Annotated in this window: 19 protein-coding genes and 1 pseudogene; 8 read left to right on the forward strand and 12 right to left on the reverse strand. The window is 68.0% G+C overall.

Features of this window, described 5'->3' with window-relative positions:
• Positions 1-341 precede the first annotated feature (341 nt).
• Entirely contained in the window at positions 342-854 is a 513-nt protein-coding gene (locus ADK86_RS07190; RefSeq protein WP_159393793.1) for a hypothetical protein, read from the reverse strand.
• Positions 855-1,945: 1,091 nt separating this feature from the next.
• On the opposite strand from ADK86_RS07190, the gene ADK86_RS42985 reads away from it, so the two are divergent.
• Positions 1,946-2,101, forward strand: a complete 156-nt coding sequence (locus tag ADK86_RS42985; RefSeq protein WP_159393794.1) for a hypothetical protein — start codon at positions 1,946-1,948, stop codon at positions 2,099-2,101.
• A 432-nt stretch (positions 2,102-2,533) separates the two neighbouring features.
• Here ADK86_RS42985 and ADK86_RS07195 read toward each other — a convergent pair whose 3' ends face one another.
• From ADK86_RS07195 to ADK86_RS07205, 3 genes are read right to left on the reverse strand one after another with little or no spacing between them, the layout of a single operon-like run.
• Positions 2,534-2,950: a hypothetical protein gene (locus tag ADK86_RS07195; RefSeq protein ID WP_053695824.1), complete on the reverse strand. Its 417-nt coding sequence runs from the start codon at positions 2,948-2,950 to the stop codon at positions 2,534-2,536.
• On the reverse strand, positions 2,950-4,218 hold the full coding sequence (locus ADK86_RS07200) for an amidase domain-containing protein (protein ID WP_053695825.1): 1,269 nt from the start codon (positions 4,216-4,218) through the stop codon (positions 2,950-2,952). Before ADK86_RS07200 ends, ADK86_RS07195 begins: the two co-directional genes overlap by 1 nt.
• A gap of 7 nt (positions 4,219-4,225) precedes the next feature.
• A complete protein-coding gene (locus tag ADK86_RS07205) occupies positions 4,226-4,549 on the reverse strand; it encodes a type VII secretion target (protein ID WP_053695826.1) in 324 nt (107 codons plus the stop codon).
• A gap of 848 nt (positions 4,550-5,397) precedes the next feature.
• Here ADK86_RS07205 and ADK86_RS42125 point away from each other — a divergent pair.
• On the forward strand, positions 5,398-5,787 hold the full coding sequence (locus ADK86_RS42125; protein WP_107088430.1) for a hypothetical protein: 390 nt from the start codon (positions 5,398-5,400) through the stop codon (positions 5,785-5,787).
• Positions 5,788-6,124: 337 nt separating this feature from the next.
• The gene (locus tag ADK86_RS07210; protein WP_053695827.1) at positions 6,125-6,475 is read left to right on the forward strand and encodes a hypothetical protein; all 351 of its coding nucleotides are present in this window, start codon (positions 6,125-6,127) and stop codon (positions 6,473-6,475) included.
• Between the two features lie 444 nt (positions 6,476-6,919).
• On the opposite strand, the gene ADK86_RS07215 is transcribed toward ADK86_RS07210, so the two are convergent.
• The 6 genes and pseudogenes from ADK86_RS07215 to ADK86_RS42130 form a co-directional block, all read right to left on the reverse strand.
• Positions 6,920-8,152, reverse strand: coding sequence for a PD40 domain-containing protein (locus ADK86_RS07215; RefSeq protein WP_053695828.1), 1,233 nt, complete (start codon positions 8,150-8,152; stop codon positions 6,920-6,922).
• A 410-nt stretch (positions 8,153-8,562) separates the two neighbouring features.
• Complete coding sequence (locus tag ADK86_RS07220; RefSeq protein ID WP_324611371.1) at positions 8,563-10,257, reverse strand: serine hydrolase domain-containing protein; 1,695 nt, start codon at positions 10,255-10,257, stop codon at positions 8,563-8,565.
• Positions 10,258-10,313: 56 nt separating this feature from the next.
• Positions 10,314-11,459 (reverse strand): annotated as a pseudogene (locus ADK86_RS07225) (serine hydrolase domain-containing protein).
• Positions 11,460-11,798: 339 nt separating this feature from the next.
• On the reverse strand, positions 11,799-12,158 hold the full coding sequence (locus ADK86_RS40545) for a helix-turn-helix domain-containing protein (protein WP_078951893.1): 360 nt from the start codon (positions 12,156-12,158) through the stop codon (positions 11,799-11,801).
• Positions 12,159-12,360: 202 nt separating this feature from the next.
• Entirely contained in the window at positions 12,361-12,894 is a 534-nt protein-coding gene (locus ADK86_RS07230; protein WP_053695830.1) for a hypothetical protein, read from the reverse strand.
• A gap of 406 nt (positions 12,895-13,300) precedes the next feature.
• Positions 13,301-14,077, reverse strand: a complete 777-nt coding sequence (locus tag ADK86_RS42130) for an SMI1/KNR4 family protein (RefSeq protein ID WP_159393797.1) — start codon at positions 14,075-14,077, stop codon at positions 13,301-13,303.
• A gap of 434 nt (positions 14,078-14,511) precedes the next feature.
• On the opposite strand from ADK86_RS42130, the gene ADK86_RS07240 reads away from it, so the two are divergent.
• On the forward strand, positions 14,512-15,306 hold the full coding sequence (locus ADK86_RS07240; RefSeq protein WP_053695832.1) for a VOC family protein: 795 nt from the start codon (positions 14,512-14,514) through the stop codon (positions 15,304-15,306).
• A 103-nt stretch (positions 15,307-15,409) separates the two neighbouring features.
• Here ADK86_RS07240 and ADK86_RS07245 read toward each other — a convergent pair whose 3' ends face one another.
• Both ADK86_RS07245 and ADK86_RS07250 read right to left on the reverse strand, forming a co-directional pair.
• Positions 15,410-15,871: a hypothetical protein gene (locus ADK86_RS07245; RefSeq protein ID WP_159393798.1), complete on the reverse strand. Its 462-nt coding sequence runs from the start codon at positions 15,869-15,871 to the stop codon at positions 15,410-15,412.
• 327 nt (positions 15,872-16,198) lie between these two features.
• Entirely contained in the window at positions 16,199-16,627 is a 429-nt protein-coding gene (locus ADK86_RS07250) for a hypothetical protein (RefSeq protein WP_053695834.1), read from the reverse strand.
• A 492-nt stretch (positions 16,628-17,119) separates the two neighbouring features.
• Between ADK86_RS07250 and ADK86_RS07255 the strand changes: the two genes are divergently transcribed.
• The 4 genes from ADK86_RS07255 (at position 17,120) to ADK86_RS07270 (ending at position 20,896) form a co-directional block, all read left to right on the forward strand.
• Positions 17,120-18,286 (forward strand): winged helix DNA-binding domain-containing protein, encoded by a 1,167-nt coding sequence (locus ADK86_RS07255; RefSeq protein WP_053695835.1) that lies wholly within the window; start codon positions 17,120-17,122, stop codon positions 18,284-18,286.
• Between the two features lie 423 nt (positions 18,287-18,709).
• Entirely contained in the window at positions 18,710-19,162 is a 453-nt protein-coding gene (locus tag ADK86_RS44285) for a hypothetical protein (protein WP_234345746.1), read from the forward strand.
• 283 nt (positions 19,163-19,445) lie between these two features.
• A complete protein-coding gene (locus tag ADK86_RS07265; RefSeq protein ID WP_053695836.1) occupies positions 19,446-20,162 on the forward strand; it encodes a nucleotidyltransferase domain-containing protein in 717 nt (238 codons plus the stop codon).
• A gap of 218 nt (positions 20,163-20,380) precedes the next feature.
• Positions 20,381-20,896, forward strand: a complete 516-nt coding sequence (locus tag ADK86_RS07270; RefSeq protein ID WP_053695837.1) for a 2,4'-dihydroxyacetophenone dioxygenase family protein — start codon at positions 20,381-20,383, stop codon at positions 20,894-20,896.
• Positions 20,897-21,420: the final 524 nt, after the last annotated feature.

Below are 21,420 nucleotides of genomic sequence, written 5' to 3' on the forward strand. Positions count from 1 at the left end.
AAGCGGATGCAGTACCGCCCCGACCTGATCGACGGCTACCTCACCGGAACCGGACTGAGCTCCGACCTCACGTAACCCCAACCATTAAAGACCTCTAGCCGTCCGGAGCCGTTTACGCGGGGCGGCTCACCGCTGGCGGCGGACGAAGACGTCCGCCGCGCCGTTGGTGTCCGAGCGCACCAAGTCACCGACGGCGGGGGCGAAGACAGCGATGCGGCCGTGCGCGGTCAGAGCCCCGGGCTCGGCGCCCGCCTCAGCTGCTGGCTGCCATCCGGGTGAAGGAGATATCCGCCGTCCAGGCTCATCCCTGCCAGTGTCAGCAACGCTCGTGGTCAATGCGCCTAACCGGTGACCTTCACGGTCCAATCACACTCACTGATGATCTGAAGCTGACGAGTACCTGGCGTGTGCTGCTTCGTGCTGCCCTTACCGGTCTTGTCCAGCTCATTGACGATCTTGTCGTTCTTGTCGAATACGATGAAGTTTCCCTTGCCGTGGACAGCACGCATGGCCTTGGTGCAGTCGAACGTGTAGGACAGCGTCCACTCATCGCCGACCTTGAACGCGCTGGTGTCTTTAGTACCAGAACCCGTGAGGGCAAGCACTGTGGCCGGCTTGGCCTTGTGCATGGGAGCCGCCTTGTGGGACGCCTCCGCTAATGACGTCGACGCCGGCGCGCTTGCGGTCGACTTGCCCTTGTCACTCTTGTCGTTACTCCCACAACCGGAGACAGCGACAACGAACATAATGGCGGCGAGCGAGCCGCCTATCCCCCGCTTGAAAAGACCGTTCTTCTTCTCGGCCAGCTGCTGCCGGCCCGCCTCCGAACCATCCTTCGGATGGAAGTTGGTCACCCTCATCCCCTTATTCATCTGCAACTACGAAACCCCTGGCTCCGCATGGTGCCCACCGTGACCTCGAAGTCCATCCCGCAACTTCCGGGCGATGGGCCAGTACCCCTATTTGCGCAATCAAGTCAGGAGGGCCTCTCTACCGGCCGATCCGCTTGAGCCGAAGATCCCGGTACGGGAAGCGGACCGCACCTGCGATGACCGCACTGCAGACCATGGGCACGAACGACCATGGGAGGCTCATCCACAAGGTGGGCAAGCCCACGACAGTGCATAAGGAACCTGCGACGATCAGCATCCACTTGCCGTACGGACGCCAGATGAAGGGGTCCGGGGTCTCGCCGCCTGGCCAGGTGCATCATATCGCACCGGAGATCAGCACCAATGACGCCAGCAGCCCCGCGAGTGTGCCGACGGCGGCCGTGACCTGGGGTCCATTGCGAGGCGCGACACCGGAATTCTGCCTGCGTCCCCCTCGACGATCACCACGACGATGCCGCGCCAGACGGTACCGGTGATGCGGTTCCCCGCTGAAGCCCAATCAGCATCGGCTCGCTGGCGGTCCTCAGGACCATGTAGAAGCGTTGCCTGACGGGTCGGGGGTGAAGCTCGAAGTGCCCAGAGCAACAGCAATAGCAAGCGCCCAAGCTGACCGCCCAGGCGCTGACTGCCCTTAAGGAGTGTTCGGCAGCACGGCGCTATCGGCGGACCTCGTGCACGCTATGCTACTCGGAGGCTTTGGCTGCTCTGGACCAGCGGCATTACGCCTCAGGGCCTGCACGCGCCTCAGTGCGACGCCGTTGACCCGGTTGGTTCAGATGACGCGCAGCTGCCGTTGTCCTCTGGGGCCGGGTACGTGCAGGTTCCGCACCGTGGCCTAGTCATCGGACGGGCAGGGTGGGCGCGCAGGAGGGCGTAGTGCTGGGGCTGACGAGGATCGTGTCCAGGACCTAGGCGGGGAAGACGCCGGTATCGGCGGTCGCGAGCGACCTCAGCACCCCGGCCCAGACGCTGGCTGCGGTCCCCTCCCATGCGAGCAGCGCGCCTACAAAATGCGTCCCCCCAGGCGGCTGCGCGGTTACGACGGTGGACGGGTGCGGCGTCACACCCAGGGCGGCCTGTTTCTGCTGGAGCACGCCGACACAGCGATCGTCGCCGGCACTCGCTGCTCGGGCGACGTGGCCGTGGACGGCGCGGCGGACCCCGTATCGCGCGGGCGCTGCGTGCGGCCCGGCAACTCGCCCGGCTGACTCCCCTGGGTACTGGCTCGTTTGTCCCCGCGACTGCCGGCACGCCGGAGGGCGGCCGGGCCGCGGTCCACTGGCGCTCCGCAAGGTAGTTGAGGTAGTTCAGGCGCCTCTTGCCCGCAGTCGGCCTCGACACCCGTCCGCTGTACGCCGCCAATCACTGGATCGTGACCTCGGCCGACGGCGCAGCGGCTATCGGCCTGCGCCTGGTCCGGGAGGACCGCAGCCGCTTCGTGGCGAACCGGGTGGCGCGGCACTACGCCCTCGCGCCCGTGCTGGGCGGCGGGCAGGCGCAGTACGTCGAGCGCCCGGTCCGGGAGGGCACGGGCCCTCGACAGCCGGGGCGCGGACGCTGGTGGCGACCGCGTCCCAACCCTCGGGGTCCGCCTGGGCCGACGACCGTTCCGGCTGGTCAGGGCGCCTTACGGTCGCGAGTCACACACAGCTGATGGTGCCGCCGGGGGCCGGCTGATACAGGTGCCACACGATGATGGCCTCGGCGAGCAGCGGCAGCAGCCCCAGGAGAGCGGAGGCCAGTGCGACGCCGCCGCGCCAACCTCGCAGCGGTGCGCTGCCGTGTCGTTCCCCTCGCAGCGCGAGCAGGACAAGGAGGACGACGGCTCCCAGGCCACAGGCCAGTGCCCCGTAGGCGGAGGCGTACATCTGCCAGGTCAGCGGCAGGTCCCCGCAGTGGGCCCATTCGGCCTTCAGGTGGGCCTTCTCCGCCGCGTCGTGGGCGATGATGCCTGCGATGCCGAGGACTACCAGAACCGGTACCCACAAGGCGGTGCGTGCTGGGTCGGTGACGACGCCGTCCGGAGTTGGCGCCGTGCGGGATGTCGGCTCGCTCATCAGTACCAGTCGGGGTGCGGTCGGACGATCCGTACGTTCTGCTTGCCTTCGGCCTTTTCCGTGTTGGGCAGGCGTCCGTCGAGGCTGACGTTGCGGTACGGATCGCTGTGCTGGGTGTACTTGATCTCTCCGTCCGGCATGACACCGGTGACGATGGCGGCGTGGTGGGTGTTGCCCTTGCCGATCGCATCGTTGTCGCCGGACTGCTCGTAGTAGATGATGTCGCCGGGACGGACCTGATCACGGGGGACTTCCTCGCCGCCGTGATCGAGCATGAAGTTCTGCTGGTTCTCCGCACCCGCCCACGTCTTGGAGAAGCCCAAGGACCGGTCGATATCTCGGAAGCCGGGCAGATCGATCTCGGTCGGATTGCCCTTCATCCAAGTGTCGTCGGCCCGGGTGCCCCAGATGGACTCCTTCTCCTTCATTCCCGCATGGGCCAGGGATTCGGAGACGAAGTTGGTGCAGTTGTTGCCGAAGTCGACGTCGTCCTTCTGGTCCCAGTTCTCCAGGGCGTACTCGACCATCTTGACACGGTCGAATTTGCCGTCCGTGCCGCGCATTTCCTGCTTGACACTCTCCGGCAGCCCCTCGAGCTTCGACAGGGCGACCGGGTCGGCCAGCATCAAGTCGTGCCGCTGTTCGTCGCTCAGACCGTTCCACCACATGCGCTGGGTCATCGGCCCGGCATCACGGGGAATCTCGGCGCTGATGATCTCCATCTCCGCCTGGGACGCCTTGTTCTGCACCTTGAGCGCTTCGTCGGGGTCGGCGACGTTCACCTGCTTCGTCAGCATGGCAAACTTCGCGGCGGCCGTGTTGTCGGCCTCGCTGACCTGCTGCAGCACATGATCGCGCAGCGCGACGATGCGCTCCCACGCATGCAGCTTCTCCGGATCCTCACCGGGCATCGGCGTGCCCTCGGGCAGGCCGTCCGTTCCGATACGCAGGCTGTAGCGCTGGGCGAGTTCGTTGATCTCGCGCGCCGAGCTCAGCGCGGTCTCCATGCTGTCGGCCACGGCCTCGCAGAGCATCTTGCCGCCGAGCAAAATGTCGTAGGCGGATTCCAGCTGATTGGCCAACTCCTCGAAGTCCTTCGCGGCCTTCTGGCCCACCTCGTCGGTCCAGTTGTCGGCCAGCGGCTTGGTGCCGTTGTCCCGGATGTCCTGGGCCGCACGCAAAGCGTGCTTGGCCAGAGTCACCCATTCCTCCGCGGCCTTGTGCCACTTCTCGGGCCGGGCGTTGATCACAGCTTCGTAGTTCACCACCGGCCGCTTACGCCTTTCCGAGGTCGTTCAGACCCTGCCGTAGCCGTGAAGCCGCTTTCTCGTCCTGCGCGTCGTAGCTGCCGGTGCTTTCCTGCAGCCGCTCGCCCAGCTCCCCCATCTTCTTCGCCAAACCCACCATGTGCTCCTCCCACGTCAGCGCGCAGGAGTAGAGACGCTGAGCACACTCCCAGCCCCAGACGGAATCCGCCGCACCCGTCGCCTGGCTCTCCTCCAGGGAATCATTCAGCTTGCGGGCCACCTCTCGGGACAGCGCGGTCATATCGCTGCCCGTCGCCCGCACAGCATGGCTGTTGATACTGATGTCACCCATACGCGGAATCCCACCCCGTCGATCATTTTCCGGAACATCGTACGGGAGTGCCCAGAGACGACTGGTCAGGCCCAGCACCGGCACATGAGCCCGTACCAGCCGGTTGGCGGGGACGTCAGGACGGGCTGACGCCGGATTCCGGTCAGCTACCAGCCGAGCGCGCTTCCTTGAGCGCGCTTAGTTAGTGTGACCCGTACGGTGCGGGGCTCGCCCCGCCTCACGCCGTGCAGTAGAGCTTCATGGCATGACGCCTTCGGCTCGTCAGAATGAAATTCGCGAAGCTCTTGATGGTCGCGGTGCGGTGGCCGTCCATGGTGCGGCACAAGCGGATGAGGACCAGCTGTCCCTGCGGGACGACGGCGCCGGGAGACGATACGGGTGCAGGCGGCCGCGCCGTTCAAGCGGAAGATCAAGACGCCGGAGAGGGCACGGTACCTGCGGGTGAGCCGGAAGACGGCCTGCCAATGGCACCAGTCGTGGCGGAAGGGCGGCATGCAGGCGCCGGCCTCCCGAAGCCCGAGCGGCTCCCGATGCCGTCTGTCCCCGCGCTGCCTGGAAATCCGGCCGCGTACTGGCGTAAGGGCCGACCGTGCGCGGCTGGGCGAGGGGGAAGCAGGTGTGGGCTGCGGCGAGGTCGGCCACCCCGATCGGCGAACGAGTTCTACATCTTCTACAGCATCTTTTCGACGCGTCCCGTGGTTTCCTGAGGGCTTATACAGCGCGGCCCGGATCTGGGAGACTGATCAGCGGCTCGCCATCACCTACGAGTTCACTTCGACAGGCGCGTCGCGGCAGCCCGAAACAGGGCCGAGCCCGTCGACAACGCCACGCCGGGCTCGAAACACCACGTGATCATCGATGCGCGCGGCACCTCGCTGGCCATCACGCTCACCGCCGGCAACCGGCACGATGTCATTCACTCGCTGCCCCTGCTCGATGCGATACCCCATCTCAAAGGCCGCACTGGCAGTCCCCGTCAGCGGCTGCGGCAGGTCTTCGCTGACCGCGGCTGCGAATTCGACGAGTACTGCCGCCTGCGGTGGCGGTGCGGGATCAAGGTCATCGCCCGACGTGGGGTGCCGCATGGCTCCAAGCCCGGCACGGTCCGCTGCGTGGTCGAGCGTACAAACGCCGGATCAGCAGCGCGGCCACTTCAGCGTGGGCTCCGTCGGAACGGTGCAGCTCCAAGTGATGGCGGCCCAAGGCGACCGGGCGCGTACGGTCAATGCAGCGGGTGAGATCCTCCGGATGCCTGGAACTCCATCGAGATACCCCCGGCCCCACGGTTGTCGCCGTCGCCGCGCACCTGGCCCGCGGCAGCAACCTCAGATACGTGACCCACTGACCGCAGATCTTGACCGGAGCCATACGTCTGCCACCATCATCAACATTCCGAACCTCACGCGCATCAGCCCCATGACCTGCATTTTCACCGTGCACGCCACTCAATGCCCGGAAGCAGCAATGGGCGTTCGGCGTCACATGCTGGCCATTCGCATCCGGATCGGTTACTGATGCCTGCCCGATCTGTCACTCTCGTACCGCAAGGACGGTCCGTACAGAAAGGGATCTGAGATGCAGTCGATCACCCGGTTGGTGTCCCGGGCCGCTGTCTTGGCGACCGCCTTCGGAGCCGCCGTCGCCCTTGCCGGCGGGCCGGCCTCAGCCTCGGTCAGCACCAAGGGCTGGTCGCCTCAATGTGATTGGGGGAAAGCCTGCATTCGCCTCGCGTCGGACGCAGGGCGGTGGTGGAACATGAACAACTGCGGCTACAACCCCATCAATGACCGCTACTCCTGGGGCAAGGCCCACGGAAACTCCTTCACCGTCACCTACGTGAATGGCACGTGGGACCGGGTCGAGGCATGGACCGAACGACCGCTGGACGGCAACAACACGGTCATCAAGGTGGACGTGCACTGCTGAGGCCGAAATCAGGGCAGGCAGAGATCACTGGTTTATAGGTGAGCGCCTGCGAAGGTAAGCAAAACCTACCCGCATCGCGGCACGCCTCACCTGGCCCACAGCATGGCTCAATCATGGTGCGTTCGGCTCGGCGACCGAAAGCGTCATGGCCACGGTGTTGGGCGAAAATGCGGCGACGGCGTGCCGCGCCCGGATGCGGCTCTCCTCCCGAGTGATCACACTGACGTCGGTCCTGTCATTCCCGGTTTGCCATTACCGCGTGTACGCGGGGCGGTGTATCGCTATCGCAGCTCTGCGGTTGGGTGCCCCGCGTGCAGGACACGACGACGCGTTGGTGGTGTGTGGATGTGACGCCGATGCGGTTGTGCCGAGCCATGACTGGCGGGGTTTGCGGGCGGTCAGACGACAATGTCCGGCTGTCCGGATCCGTTCACGCGGGGCGGCTCATCGCCCGCGGCGGACGAAGACATCCGCCGCGTTGTTGGTGTCCGAGGGCACCAGGTCACCGATGGCGGTGGCGAAGACGGTGGTGCGGGCGTGCGCCGTCAGTGCGCCGGGCTCGGCGCCCCCCTGTGCGGCGACCAGGCGGTCGGCGCCGGAACGCAGGTTGCGCAGGCGCAGGGCTTCGGTGCTGCCGTCCGCGTAGAGGAGGTGCCCGCCGTCCGGGCTCAGGGCCCGGCCGTGGATTCCGTTGAGGCGTGTCGTACGGCCGGTGCGCAGATCGTGTACGTAGGTGTCGGGGCCGACGGTGTAGACCACCGTCCGCCCGTTGGCGCTGAGTTGGACGAGAGTGGCAGTGGCGTCGTCCTGTGAGCCGTCGAGCTGCCGGTGTTCGCCGGTGCGCAGGTTGGTGACGATGATGTCGTCGCGGTCGGGGCCGTCGCCGAGGCGGCGGTGGGCGCGGTAGGCGAGGGTGCGGCCGTCGGCGCTGAGGGATCCGTCGGACATGTCGTACTGCTCGGATGTCGGCGGCCGGCTGGCGAGGGTGTCCTGGCCGGTGGTGCGGTCGTGCAGGTAGATGCGTTGCGGGTCGGCGGGGTGGTGCGGGTTCGCGGTGTACGCGGCATAGCGGCAGTCGCCGCTGAGCCCGGTGATCCGGCTGCCGCCGCGGGCGGACCCGAGGGCTTGCCTGGTACCGGCCTTCAGGTCGTGAACGAAGCCTTGGAGGTCGTGGGCCCCGAAGGCGTTGGTACCGACGCAGCGGCCGTCCGCGCTGATCCGTACGCCGCCCAGGCCGTCGCGGATGAAGGTGACGGCGCCGGTGCGCAGGTCCTTGACGTATGTGTCGGGGAGGTAGGGGTTGTTCGGGTCCGGTGTCAGGTTGGTCGCTTTCGAGGTGAAGGCGACGTACCGGCCGTCGGCGCTGATCACCGCGCCCCAGGAGGCGTCGTTGGCCTCGGTGCCGTCGGCGGTCAGGCTGGCGCGCTGGATGCGGGGCTTGGATGTGGTGGGTGGGGCTTGCTCCGTGTGGGATCTCTGTGTCTCCGTGGCGGGTCCGGTCGGGGAGTTGGCCGGGCTCGCGGTGGCCGCGGTACCCGGCAGGAGGGCGAGGGCGAGCGCGCCGACCAGGGTGGTGATGCCGTGGCGGGCCGCGCGCCCTGCGGTGGCGCGCCTGGCGGGTGCGGCGGTGCGGTAGGTCTCGTTGGTACGCGTACGGTACGGAGCGGCGGCGGACATGCTTCCCCCGGGTGACCTGGACCTGTGCGCCCCGGCCCTGCGCCGGAGGCCAGGAGGATGCAAGCGCATCGTCTTCGGGCGGGTCAATGCGTCTGAAGGCGTACAACCCGGCGGGGTGATCAGTGATCCGCGCGGGGGCGGGTGGTGGCATTGGGTGGGGAGGTGTTGGCCTCGGCAGTGGGGAGGAGGGCGGGGGCGAGGACGTGGTGGTTGAGGGTGGGGCGGGGGCGGAGGTGTTTCCGGGCGGTGCCCTTCGGTTGGCCGCGATGAGCGGTTTCACTCGCGGGGCGCCACGCTGACGCGGCATCAGGCCCGCGAAAGCTTCGCGTCCGTACTCCGTAAACAAGTGCGTTGCGTGGAGTGCCGCTTGGGGGCTGGCCCAGGACTCTGCCCAAGATGGTGGAACGAGCTCAGTCGCAGATGGCGTCGTCCAGTATTTTGTCGATGGGGGCGCCAATGCGCGGGTCGGCGGGCCAGTCGGCGAGGTTTGCGGAGAGGACGACCCGGCGTGAGCGGTCCGGGGTCGTGAAGGCGAGCGTCGCGTAGCCGGGTATGCCGCCGGTGTGGCCGACGGCCAGGCGGCCGCAGCTCAACTGCTCCCGTTTCAGACCGAGTCCGTATCGGGTGCCCGGGGCGTCCGTGGCCACCGTGCGGTTCATTTCCTTCCATTCGGCCGGGTGCAAGAGTTTTCCGGAGGTGAGTGAGGTGAGGAAGGTGTCCAGGTCGCTCGTGGTCGAGACGATTTCTCCGGCGGGGCCTGCCATGGAGGGGTTCAGCTGCGTGATGTCCACTTGCCGTGCGTGGCCCCGGTGAGTACCCGTTCCGTGGAGCGTGAGGTAACCATGCGCGTGTGGGCCTGGGATGGAGGTCTTATCGCCGGGGACGATGGTGTGCCGAAGGTGCAGAGGTTCGATGATCCGGCTTCGTACTTCGTCAGCGTAGGAGTGGCCCGTAACGCGGTCGATAATGAGGCCGGCGATGAGGTAGTTGGTGTTGGAGTATCCGTAATCCGTGCCGGGCGGGAATTCGGCGGGCCGGGCTGCGGCTTCGCGTACCAGTGCGGCCCAGTCGTAGTGACGGAAACGAGTGCGGACCAGGTCCTTGCCCTGCGGCAGGTCACGCGCGAGGTCGTGGAGGCCGCTGGTGTGCTGCAGAAGCATCCGTACCGTGATGTTCGCGGCACCTGGGACGAGCTCTGGCGGCAGGTAGCGGTCCAGTGGTGCGTCCAGCGACAGCCTGCCTTCTGCGGCCAGTTGCAGCACGACGACGGCAGTGAACATCTTGGTGGCGCTCCCGGCGCGGAAGCGGCCCCCCTCCGGTACGGGGGCGCTGCCCCCTGCCCGGGCTCTCCCCGCCCATGCCGTCCAGGTGCCGTTCTGGTCCGTCACCTGCACCTGGGCACCGACAGCGCCGCTGCGGGTGAGGTCCTGAAGATGCCGGTGGATCCGTTCGCGCCCGCTGCTGCTGGTTGGGGACGTACTGCTCGAGGGCGTGGCGTACGCCGGAAGGGTCGACATACCGACCGCGAAGGTGAGGAGGGAGGTGAGAACAGGCCGCAAGATGCGCATGGTGGTCCACGAGTGTTGAGAGACGGTAGGTATGCGGTATTCCACTGCACGTGGCTTTGGGGGGCACTGGGGCAGGCCACCGAATTCGGGTGGGGACAGCCCGGTTGGCAGGCGGGGGTTGTCCCCAGGGAGCTGGCAAGGTGGCCGGGCCGCTCCCCTGAGTGGCCGGGCGACTCCCCTGTTGGGGATCCGCTGCTGTGATGGGCGGGTGGGTGCGCCCCGTCCATCGGTCGTTCGTCCTGCTTGGCCGCCGTTGGGGACACGGTGGCCGGTATTCCAGGGCTCGGGACAGGCGGTACGGGGTTGGTGAGAACGTGTGCTTGGGGGGCCGTCGGCGGGGTGGTGCCGTCGGTGCCTGGTTCGGTCACGGACATGGGGGCTCGTCTTGCGCCACCCGCACCGCGCCATCGGGAGGCCGCTTGTGGGCTCGATGGGTCCGCCGTACGCGTACCGGTTGCGCGCGGACCCGTGCCGGAACGGACAGAACACCGTCGAAGCGCCCGACGACCACCGCACCACGATCACGTGCGACCTCATCGAGCCGTACGGCGGCGCACTCTCGAACCGTACGACTACCGGTACGGCCTGGCGGGTCACCCGCAAAGGGCGGTGTCCAGCAGGTGCTCGATGTCATGGCGGCCCTGTTTGGCGGGGCCCGGATCGGCGGTGGCGGCGATGGTGGCGGCGCGGCCGTCGTCGGTCGCGGCCGAGTAGGTCGCGTAGCCGAGGAAGTCGCCGTCGTGCCCCCACATCAGGCCGCCGCAGCTCAGCGGCTGGCTGATCAGGCCCAGTCCGAACCGGGTACCTTTCGGGTACCCGAAGTTGGCCGGGATCGCCACGGTCGTCCGCATCTGGGCGAGCTGCGCGGGCTTCAGCAGCTTGCCGCCGAGCAAGGCGCCGAAGAATCGGTTCGAGTCGCTGGGGGTGGTGATCAGGGCGCCGCCGGCCCAGGCCGCGGACGGGTCCATCTCGGTGACGTCCAGCAACGGTGCGCCGGGCTTCAGCGAGACATAGCCGTGCGGGTGGGGGCCTCGTATGTCCTGGTCGCCCACGGTCGGGAAGTAGGTGTGCCGCAGCCCGACGCGGTCGATCACCCGGCGAGTGATCTCCTCGCCCATCGGGCGGCCGGTGACCCGCTCGATGAGCAACCCGGCCACCACGTAGTCGGTGTTGCTGTACCGCCAGCCCTTGCCGGGCGGAAATCCCGCCTTGTGTTGGAGTGCGAGGTCGAGCAGCGTGCGGGGCTCGTAGTAGCGGTGGCGGTTGCTGACCAGGTCGTCCATATACATGGTGTAGTCGGGCAGCCCGCTGGTTTGCTAGAGCAATTGGCGCACCGTGATGCGACGGCCGTCGATGCCGTCGCCGCGCAGCAGCCTGGGCAGGTAGGTCTCGACCGGGGCGTCCAGCGCGACCTTGCCCTCGCCGACGAGTTGCAGGACGACGGCGGCGGTGAAGGATTTGGTGATGCTCGCGGCCCGTACCTGCCCGTCGACCAGCGCCTTTGCCCCGGTTCGCAGGTCCGCGACGCCTGCGGCGGCATTACGGGTGCGCCCATCGCGGCCGGTGGCGGCGGCCAGTGCGGCGGGGTAGCCGTCCTCGTACACCAGTCGGTCCAGCCCGCGCTGCACCGGGCCCACGGCCCGGGTCTGGTCGGCGGAGGCGGGCAGTGGGCCCGCCAGGGCGGTGGCGGCCAACACGGCTGCCACCGTGATCCGGCGGCGATGAGAGCGCTTCGACATGGTGGGCCCTTCCTCGTGTACGCGGCTGGGCTAGCAGGGACCAGCCTGAGGACGCGCGGCTCGACGCACCATCCGGGCAGCCCCAGGAGGCCGACTGGGGCTGCCCATACGTCAGTTGACCCATGAGGTGCGTTAAGGAGTCTCGCGTTGTGCGGCGCCGTTCGGCGCGCGATGCCGGTGCGTGGTTCGGTCGATCTTCGCTTGGTGGATGTTGTAGGCGGCCAGGTCTGCCGGGGAGCCGCCTCGGACGGGCCTTGCCAGGAGCCGGGGGTGGGGTGGCAGCGGCAGTGGGGCTGGATGGAGGTTTCCTGTCCGCGCTGATTACGTACTCGTCCTCGCTCAGCGCGACGCCGTCGAAGGTGCGGGCGTACAGGTTGAGGATGCGTTCGGCTTTGGTGCGGAAGCCGGGGCCGGTGATGACGGTCCAGGAGCGGTGTTGCCAGGGCCTGAGCGCGTCCTGGTCCAGCCATCGGCGCACGGTGGAGGCCGACACGAAGGGACGATGCCTCGCGCCGTGGGCTCACGGGCCGGCGGCCGGCCGCTGCGGCCGCGGTCGGCCAGGCCGGCCAGGCCGGGCCGGCCCTGCTCGGCGAACCGGCTCCGCCAGGTGCGCACGATGCCCACATGCAGACCGGTCTCGCAGGCAGTACGCACGTTGGAACATCCGCGCACCGCGTTGAGAACGATCTGTGCACGCAGGCGCCAGCGGTGCTCGGTCCAGCCGCAGGCCGTCTCTCTTCAGCCGCTTGCGCTCGGCAACTGGCGGGGCTGTCTGACGGGTTACATCGATGTCGGGCCGCCTGACGGGCTACAGCAACCGGCATGGACGAAGGCCGACCGGAGGAACGATCGCGACAGGCCCGTAACCTGCCATGTCCGCTCTCCAGCCCTCTGGCGATAGCTACTCCGGCCGCTCCGCGCGACGCCGCCGGTGGTACGAGAGGGTGACGGCGCCGAGCAGCGGCCCCCAGGCGACCAGGGGCAGGTAGAGGAATCCGACGATGACGTTGCCGAGTGCGGTCATGTCAGGGTGAGGGGTGGCCCACCAGGCGACGAACGGCAACCACAGAACGGTCAACGCCAGCGCGCCGCAGCCGGCCGGGACGACGGCCGCCATGGGGTGGACCCGGCGACCGCCGAGCAGGGGGATCCAGCGCGGGAGTACCACGCCCCAGGGTCGGACCAGACCGAGCGTGAGCAGTGCCAGTACCTCGCTGGCCACACTGAGGCCGACTACGTACACCGCGCTCCAGCCGGTGAAACCCATCGCCGCATAGCCGACGTCGGTGTACCCGGCCGGGTGGCCGGCTGCCAGCAGGAGGCGCCAGATCCCGGTCGGCAGGGTGACGAGCGCGGCAGCGTGGGCGGCCCGGATCGCCCAGCGGGGCGGGGGCGGAACGGCGGGATCGAACGCAACGGTGGTCATGTGCGCCATCCTGTCGGCGTGCCGCCGTCACAACGTCGGTTCCGGGGATGAGCTTTCCGACCGGCCCAGGATGGATATCTGCGCCTCCCCCTCACCCGTAAGGGGGAGGGCACTCATTCTGCTCCATCTCGCTGCCCCCTGAACCTGACGAGACGGCATGCGTACCTGCGCTCAAAATCCCCGTGCTTCGGTCGTCCTCGGGCCTGACCGTGCACCGGCGAGACCGGAGCGACACCGCGGTGCCGGCACCGGACGGCGGCCGACTCCTGAGGCGTGCGGAGAACGGAAGAATGCCCGCTGCGAGGTTCCGCGGGGTTCGCAGGAACAGGGCGAAAGGAGGCGTATCGCAGGTTCAGACACAGGCCGCTGCTACGGCCGGGACCTCCCCGTTCGCGCGAGCACATTCGCGTCTCGATCAGCCGAAGGGGGGCGCGTCCTCCTCGTACTCGTACTCGTACGGTACGGGCTCGACAGCAGACCATGCGCCGGGAACCGCCGCCACCATTTCCAGCACGTCGGTCTCCGACTGGCCGACAACGACCAGGACCGGTTCAACCGGATCCGGCTCCAGGCACAACAGCTTCCCAGGAGCGGAAAACCAACGTACCGGTTCTCCCTCGAGGTGGTACCAGGCCGGGCAAGGCGGCAACGCGATCGGCTGGTAGGCCGCCTCTACGGCCGCGACAACCTCCGCGGTCGCCGGGCACTCACATCCGCAGGAGCCGTAACGCCGGGCCATGACCGCCTCACTGAGGACCAGTTCGGCGAAGGCCGACGACAGACGACCGAGGTACGGCTTCCAGGCCACGCCGGGCAGGTGGTCCGAGAACAAACCCACCGGCGGGTCATCGTCCCCCAGCCGGTCGAGCGGAATGCCCCAACCTGCGCAGCCCTGGTTCTCGCTACGGAATACCAGCAATTCACCTGAGGGATCCATCAGCAGTTCCTCAGGCGCCAGCAAAGGATTGTGCACAGCGACCAAATCGGCCCGGCGGCCGAAGAGCGCGTACGCCTCGGACAACGCCGCCGGAAGCGGATACCCGAGCCGCTCCTCGGCACGCCGCACCTCGCTCGGCGGAATACCGTCCGCCGGTGACAGAGGCACCGTCCGCGATCCTGCGAACGCCTTCACGAACTCCCACACCGCCGCTCGCGAGGTGGCCGCGGCACCGAACGCACGGGCCAGGTCCAACCTCTCGCACCTTTCAGTCATTCCCTGACCTTACGTGCCCAGGAAACGGCGACCGTTCATGCCTGAGAAACAAGCTCGCGCAGAAAGCGCCCCGTTCACGGGCATCGATCAGCTGGCGTACGTACTGCGGAGAAAGTGGATTCCGGCCGTAGTACGCCGACGCCAACGCCAAGGATCACCCGCCCCACCGAAACCACCCGCGCCCGCAGTCACCACGCCCACAACCCCTGCCACCCCACCCAGCCGAGTGATGATCACCAGGCTCGAACCACCAGGCTCGCCGAGAGACCGGAGCCGCTACAAGGATCTCGCTGTAACAGCCGCCGCCCCCCCTGCCGCTTCCCCATACGGGAGGCAGAGCCACCGCGCGGCCCATCCGGGCCGGGGCGCAGCACAGCGCCCTCCAATCCTCACCCCTGACGAAGGGCCACCCAATGCTGACCACCGCATACGTCCCCGGCGCCCCCAACTGGCTGGACCTGGCCAGCCCCGACAACGAGGCCAGCATCGCCTTCTATTCCGCGGTCCTGGGATGGGACCACCAGTCCGCCGGGCCGCAGGCGGGCGGCTACGGCTTTTTCCTGTACGACGGCAAGGTGGTGGCGGGCCTCGGCCCACTGACCGAAGACGGCGCGAGCCCCTCGTGGACGGTGTACTTCCACAGCCCGGACGCCGATGCCACGGCCCGAACCGTCCAAGACGCCGGCGGCAGCATCCGCGTAAACCCTGCGGAGGTCTTCACCTACGGGCGGATGGCGGCCTTCACCGACCCCACCGGCGCCGACTTCGCCATTTGGCAACCCGGCGACACCAACGGCCTGGAATTCGTCGCCGCACCCCACACCCTGTGCCGCGTCGAGCTCTATACGACCGACGCTCCAGCAGCCAAAGCCTTCTACCGCACCGTATTCGCCTGGGAATTCACCGACCTGCAGATGGGCCCGGGCCTGACCTATACGGTTCTGTACCCGTCAGGTACCGGCCAGGACGCGGCACACGGCGGGCTGATGCAACTCCCCCAGGCCAATCTTGACGCCGGAGCCACCCCCGAATGGCACCCGTACTTCGAGGTACGCGACTGCGAAACCACCGTCGCCAGGTCCGGCGAAGCTGGCGCCGTCGTCCTCATCCCGCCCATGGACGTACCCGGCATGGGCCGCATGGCCATGTTCCTCGACCCCCACGGCGCCGCTTTCGCCATCATCAACAGCCACTCCCCCAACCAGTAACACGCCGTCACCGCCTCTGGCCGATGCGGCCAACGGAGCAGGCATCGGCTCCGGGCCCGGCAGCAATCAGGCGCACGCCTACCGCTGGCTGGTCCCGGAAAAATTAGGAAGCGACCACTTCCTGCCCCAGGGCGAGGAGGGCCTGATCGAGGCAGGGCTCGCCCGGCAGGGAAACCACTTGGGTGTCGCACAGCACCACGGGAACGCCCCGCCGCTCAGCGTGCTCGGCCACCATGTCGATGGCGGCCGCCTTGAGCTCCACCAGAAAGACCTCCGCATCAACCTCCCGGAGCTCGGCACCGAGCCGACCGCGGTCGGCGAGGGCGGTGCTGGTGTGTACGACGCGCGCCCCGTAGGACGAGGTCAGGTGCTCGACCATGCCGGGCACGGCGGCGGCGGACGCGGTGGTGAAGAACGCGACGCGCCGTCCCGAGATGTCCGAGACCGGCCTTGGGCGCAGGGCCGCCGCGATCAGCGGCACCTCACGTACCTGCTCGATCGTCTCGCGCAGTGGCCGGACGTCGAGGTGCGGATCGGCCAGCGTAAGGACCACAAGGTCGGACACGAGCACCCGGTATGCGCCGGCGTACCCCAGAACCCGTTCGGGGCCGCTGGCCGCCTCCGACCACCAGAATCCGTCGGCGCGTCTGCACCGGGGGCAGCACGGTGCCGCTGCCTTCGAACAGGACCAGATCCGGTGAGAGGTCGGCCGCCACCGCGGCGGCCGCCTCGACGTTCGAGGTCAACGGCGTGGCCGCGAATCCCCCGCCGCAGCGCCGCGCCCCCACCGTGGGCACGTGCGCGAACACCGCGTCCTCGACATAGTCCGACGCGGCGTGCCGGCCCGAGCGGGACAGTTCCGGTAGCCCGGCCGCATCCGGGGACGAGGTCATCACCACGGGCTCGGCCGGACCGCCCCGGCCCATCGCCACGACCAGATCTTCCACCGGCGCGCCAGTAACCGTGCGATATGTCCGCCGACTGCTGTTTTGCCAATTCGCTTTCCGGTCCCGGCAATACTGATCGCCGGAATGTCGTACGCGGCCGGTCGCGGGGGCGCGAAGTAGAAGTCCGCCCCGGCATACGCGACGCCGCACGCCAACGCCTGGGCCACGAAATGCATCCGTTCACGCCCGCCGACCACCGGCTCGTCCGACAGATCCACCACCACCTCGGCTCCGCAAGCCGCCACCGCATCCGCCAAGCCACCCGACAACAGCCGCACGCCAAAATCCGGCGACCCGCGCAGCTTCTCCTTACCCCCCACCAGCAAGGCACCGGCGACCCGGCACGGCAGCAAACGCAATGCCTCGCGCACCACCTCCGGATAATGCTCCCCGTCAATCAGAGCCAGCGCCCGCTTACCCGCCAGCAGTGCAGGGAATTCGCCGATCGCCCGGCCTCCTCAGAATACGAGCCGACGCTGTACACACCGCCACAGCAACCCCAGTCATCCAACCGCCAACCACGCCCGGCCAGACCCCAATACTCTGCACATTTCCGCAGCGCGCACCATTCACCAAACGACTCCACCTGAGCCAAAAGAGTGCCCGTGGGGCCAGGTCCGCAAAATCCAGCGCCGACCGGGCTGCTTGATACCGAGTCATGCCGCGTCACGCCGGTCCGGCCAACGGTGACCTAGGACCGATCCTGACCTACATCACCGATACAGTCACCGCTGAACGCGGTAACCACGGCGCAACCGGACCTACCGCCGCCAGATCTACCGCTTCCGGACCCACCACTACCGCCCCGAGCCACCGCCTCGCCCCGCGTCCCCATGAACCGCCCGTCGCTCAAGGAGCCCGCCCGTATGTCCGCACGTTCGTCGCAGATCCCGCGTTTCACCTGGTCGCAGGTATGTGCGCGCCGTCTGGAACGCCACAGCCTGAGCACCCCCTCGGCAACCGCCCGGCCCGACGACATCGTCGGTGCCATGGCCGGTACCCATGCCCAGGTACTGTCGGCCGCCGAACTCGCCATCGGGCTGCGGATGTCCGACGCCACCCGGATGGACGTGCGCAAAGCGCTCTGGGCGGAGCAGAGCCTGGTCAAGACATTCGGGCAACGGGGTACCGTCCACCTGTTCCCGACCCGCGACCTGCCGCTGTGGATCGCGGCCTTCTCCGCCGTTCCCGAGCCGAAGCACTCGCATCCGGCGCACATCCGGTTCACCGAGGAACAGACCGCTGAGGTGGTCGCGGCCATCGGCGACGCCCTGCGGGACGCCGAGCTCACCATCGACGAACTCAACGAGGAAGTGATCCGCAGGACCGGCCCCTGGGCCGGCGATCTCGTCATACCCGGGTTCCAGGGCCTGTGGCCGCGCTGGCGTCAGGCGCTGCACCTGGCCGGGCTGCGGGGGAAGCTGTGTTTCGGCCCCAATCGCGGTCGCAAGGTCACCTACACCAACCCGGCCCGCTGGCTGCCCGGCCTCGCACCGGCCGACCCCCGGACCGCCCTGACCCATGTCGTGACCAGCTACCTGCACGCCTACGGCCCGGCCACCCCGCAGCAGTTCGCGCACTGGCTGAACGCGCCGGTCCTCTGGGCCAACGAACTGTTCGCGTCCTTGGCCGACGAACTCCAGCCGGTCGAGGTCGAGGGAAAGCCGGCCTGGGTGGCCGCCGGCGACACCGCCATTCCCGACGCACCGCCGCGCGGACTGCACCTGCTGCCCTACTTCGACGGCTACGCGTACCGGGTCGGCAACCAGGTACCGGAGCTCCTGTACCCGGGCCGCGCCCGCGAACGGGTACTGCCCGGCAACTTCCAGGTACTGATCGTGGACGGCGTGGTCGGCGGACTCTGGCACCAGCGGCGCTCCGGCCGCAAGCTCGACGTCACCGTGGAGGCCCTGACACCGCTCAGCGCCGCGCAGCGCACCGAGGTCGAGCACCGGGTAGTCCGGATCGGCAAGATCCTGGAGGCCACGCCGCGGCTCACGTTCGGGCCGGTCACCGTTGGCGGTCATGCCTGAGCGATTGAACGACTGGCCGGGCGACTGCCTGACCGGATGACGGGGCGGGGCCCTCCGGCCCTCCTAAGCCGAGGTCATTACGGGGCGGTGGACCGGCGAGCGTGCGATCCGCGCCAACCACCGGGAGACCGTCTCGCGCCCCTTGCATCGGTCGGGGTGTGCCCATCAGTCACCCGCCGACGCTGCCAGTCGAGCCACAAGCTCCCGCACGTGTTCCACCAGTTCAGGTAGCTCGTGCACGGGCTCGGGAGTCCTGGCTGAGTACGCCCGCCGGCTCGCCGCCCGCCGGGCGGACATCCTGTTCAGCGGCTCCGCCGGCCGCTCCGACTTCCTGCTCGACGGCCGGGCGATGTCGGCCTGCTTTACGCGCCGCTCGACGACCTCGACGGCCTGCCCCACGAGACGCTGTACGCCGAGGACCGCGTGGCCATCGTCCCGTCCGGGCACCGGCTGGCCGGGCGCGCTTCGGTACGCAGGTCCGACCTGGAAGGCGAGACGCTGCCGCGCTGGAAAGGAATACCCGGGGGCGACGGCACCGGTCCCGAGGTCGCCGACGTCGACCAGGTGCTCCACATGATCGCGGTGAGCCGGATGATTCGGGGTATCCCCCCTCACCGGTCGAACCGGCCCCACCCGGCCTCGTCTGCGTCCGTCCCAGTGGCCGACGCGCTGCCCAGCCGCCTCGTACACGCCTGGAACGAGCAGGACCGCCGACCGCTGGTCGCATCGTTCGTGACCGCCGCGCTCAGGCCGCGCGGTTACGAAATGGGCTCTGGGCTAGGCGAGCCCGAGGTGTCGGCCGGTTCGGGCGACGAGCGGCCTGTGCCGGAGAAGGGGGCTGTCCGCAGGCCGATCGTGCGGTCGTGCCGATCGTGATGGTCGCGCCGATCAGCAGGGGTGTCTGGTGTTCAACGGTTTGAACGAACTGGTCTCCGCGCTGACGGCGAAAGAGACGGGTCGATCCGCGCTGTTCCGCGCCGGCGCAAAGTAGAACGGGCCGCGACACACCGACAAGCAGCAGCCGACGCACCGTCGGCGCGCTGAGGCGCACGGACGGCCCCCCAACTGCCCTTTTAAGCCTGGCGCCTGGGCGGCCAGCTTCACAGGCAGTGTGTCGAGGGCTGGTCCCGAATGAACAAGGCTGACACGATCAACGCCCATGAAGGATCACGACAGCCCGGCGTCCGAAGCCCTCCGCCTGGTCCGCCACCACTTCCCACACGCCGTCGGCGTCATTCTCGGCGGTTCAGCCGCCCAAGGTCACGCCTCGGCAAGCAGCGACCTGGACGTGGCCGTCCTCCTGCCCGACTCGGACACCAGCCGCCGCGAAGTCATCCGTCACAACGGCCGCCTGGCAGAGCTGTTCATCCACACCGTTACGGATATCCAGCAAGCACTGGAGAACAACCGAGGCAACCGCCGAGGCACTCTTCTGTTCATCTACGACCAAGGCATACCGCTCCTGGACCCTTACGGCGATCTAAAGCGCGCACGCGCACAAGCCCGCGCGTCACTCGCGGCGGGCCCCCTTCCCCTCACCCCCGTCGAGTGGGAGCGCGGCCGCTATCTACTGACCTGCTTCATGGACGATTTGATCGACATCCCGTCGACCAACCGTTACGAACAGCTGTCCCTGGCCGACCACACCTTGCGCGAAGCCGCGCACCTGCTCACCGCCCACCACGGAGCCTGGACAGGCATCGGCAAGTGGCTGCCTCGCAGGCTCCTCAGCGCGGATCCCATACGCGGCAAAGCCTTGCTGGACGGCCATCAGCGCGTAGCCGAGCATGCCGACACGGCACCGCTCGCGGTCGCGGCCGAGCGAGTACTCGATCTCGTCGGCGGCCCGCTGAGAGAGGGCTACACCCAGCGATAGGCCAAAGCAGGCGCTGCTGTCTCCGTCCATACACCCTTCTGGCGCCGAATTCACGGACCACGCTGAGCGCGTACGAGACCGGATTGCGGCCCCCTCGAAGGGAGAACAGCTGCCGGCTGTGCCCAACGTCCTGGAAGTCACTGTTGTGCCGGACCGGGAGAAGCCGAGCATGGGTAGCGTCCGAGTGCGTCCCAACTGCCACAGGAAGGACATCAGCCATGACGATCAGCTCAAATCCGGACGCGGACAGTCTGGCCGCGATCGAAGCGAGGATCGACCGGCGCCGGGACCAGTACGCGCTGCCCGAAGGGCATATCGCGGAGGCGGACTCGCCATGGCTTCCGTTCGTTCCGCAGGTGATGATCAAGCACCTGACGTTCGACATCCGCAGCAGCTCGGCCGCGAACGTTCTGTGGGTACAGGCCGGCGGAGTGCTGGGCCGCCACCGCCACCGTGGCCCGGTCTCCGGCTATGTACTCGATGGCAGCTGGCGCTATCTGGAGTACGACTGGGTCGGCCGCCCGGGCGACTTCATCCGGGAAAGCCCGGGCCGCACCCACACCCTGGTCTCCGACGAGGGCATGAAGACCGTCTTCTGGCTGAACGGTCCGGTGGAGTTCCTCGACGAGCAGGGCAGGGTGACCGAGGTGATCGACGTCTTCTGGTTCATCGACCACTACGAGCGCGGCTGCCAGGAGCAGGGCATTTCGATCAACCGGGCGCTCTATCTGTGATCCAGGCCCTCAGGTTCGTCAGGTGCTCAGGGACGGCGCGGGCGTCGGCCCGAGGGCGGTGTGAAAGCGTCATGTCCTCGGGTCGGAGCTGACGCGGAAGCGTTCGAAGCGGCCCAACCGACTTGTTGGTGAGCGAAACTGCTCGCCGGTCTCGTGCGAGATCAACGAAGGAGATTTCACGAGTCATCACGGCGCTCCGTCAGCGCGCCTCTCCTCACAGCCCTCCGCGGACGCGCTTCGGGAGCGCCGTCTTCGTTGATAGCGCGATGCCTATCGCAGCACCCGCGCACCTAGTCGTGGCCGACTTCTTGGTTCTGGTCGCGGCCATCGCCCGACGTCGCTCCGTACTGATCCGGGCGCAGGGTGACAGTTGGGCGGTTGGAATTGATAGCTGCGCCCCTCCCTCACGGTTACGCCCGCAAGCGCCTTAGACGTCATTTCGTTTGGTGTGATCTTGCGGCAGTCTGGGATGGTGACTGCCCCTCTTGTCGAGCGGATGGTGCCGGACAGCCTGTGGGAGCTGT

The organism is Streptomyces sp. NRRL F-5755 (assembly GCF_001279365.1).
In the GTDB taxonomy this organism is placed as follows: domain Bacteria; phylum Actinomycetota; class Actinomycetes; order Streptomycetales; family Streptomycetaceae; genus Streptomyces; species Streptomyces rimosus.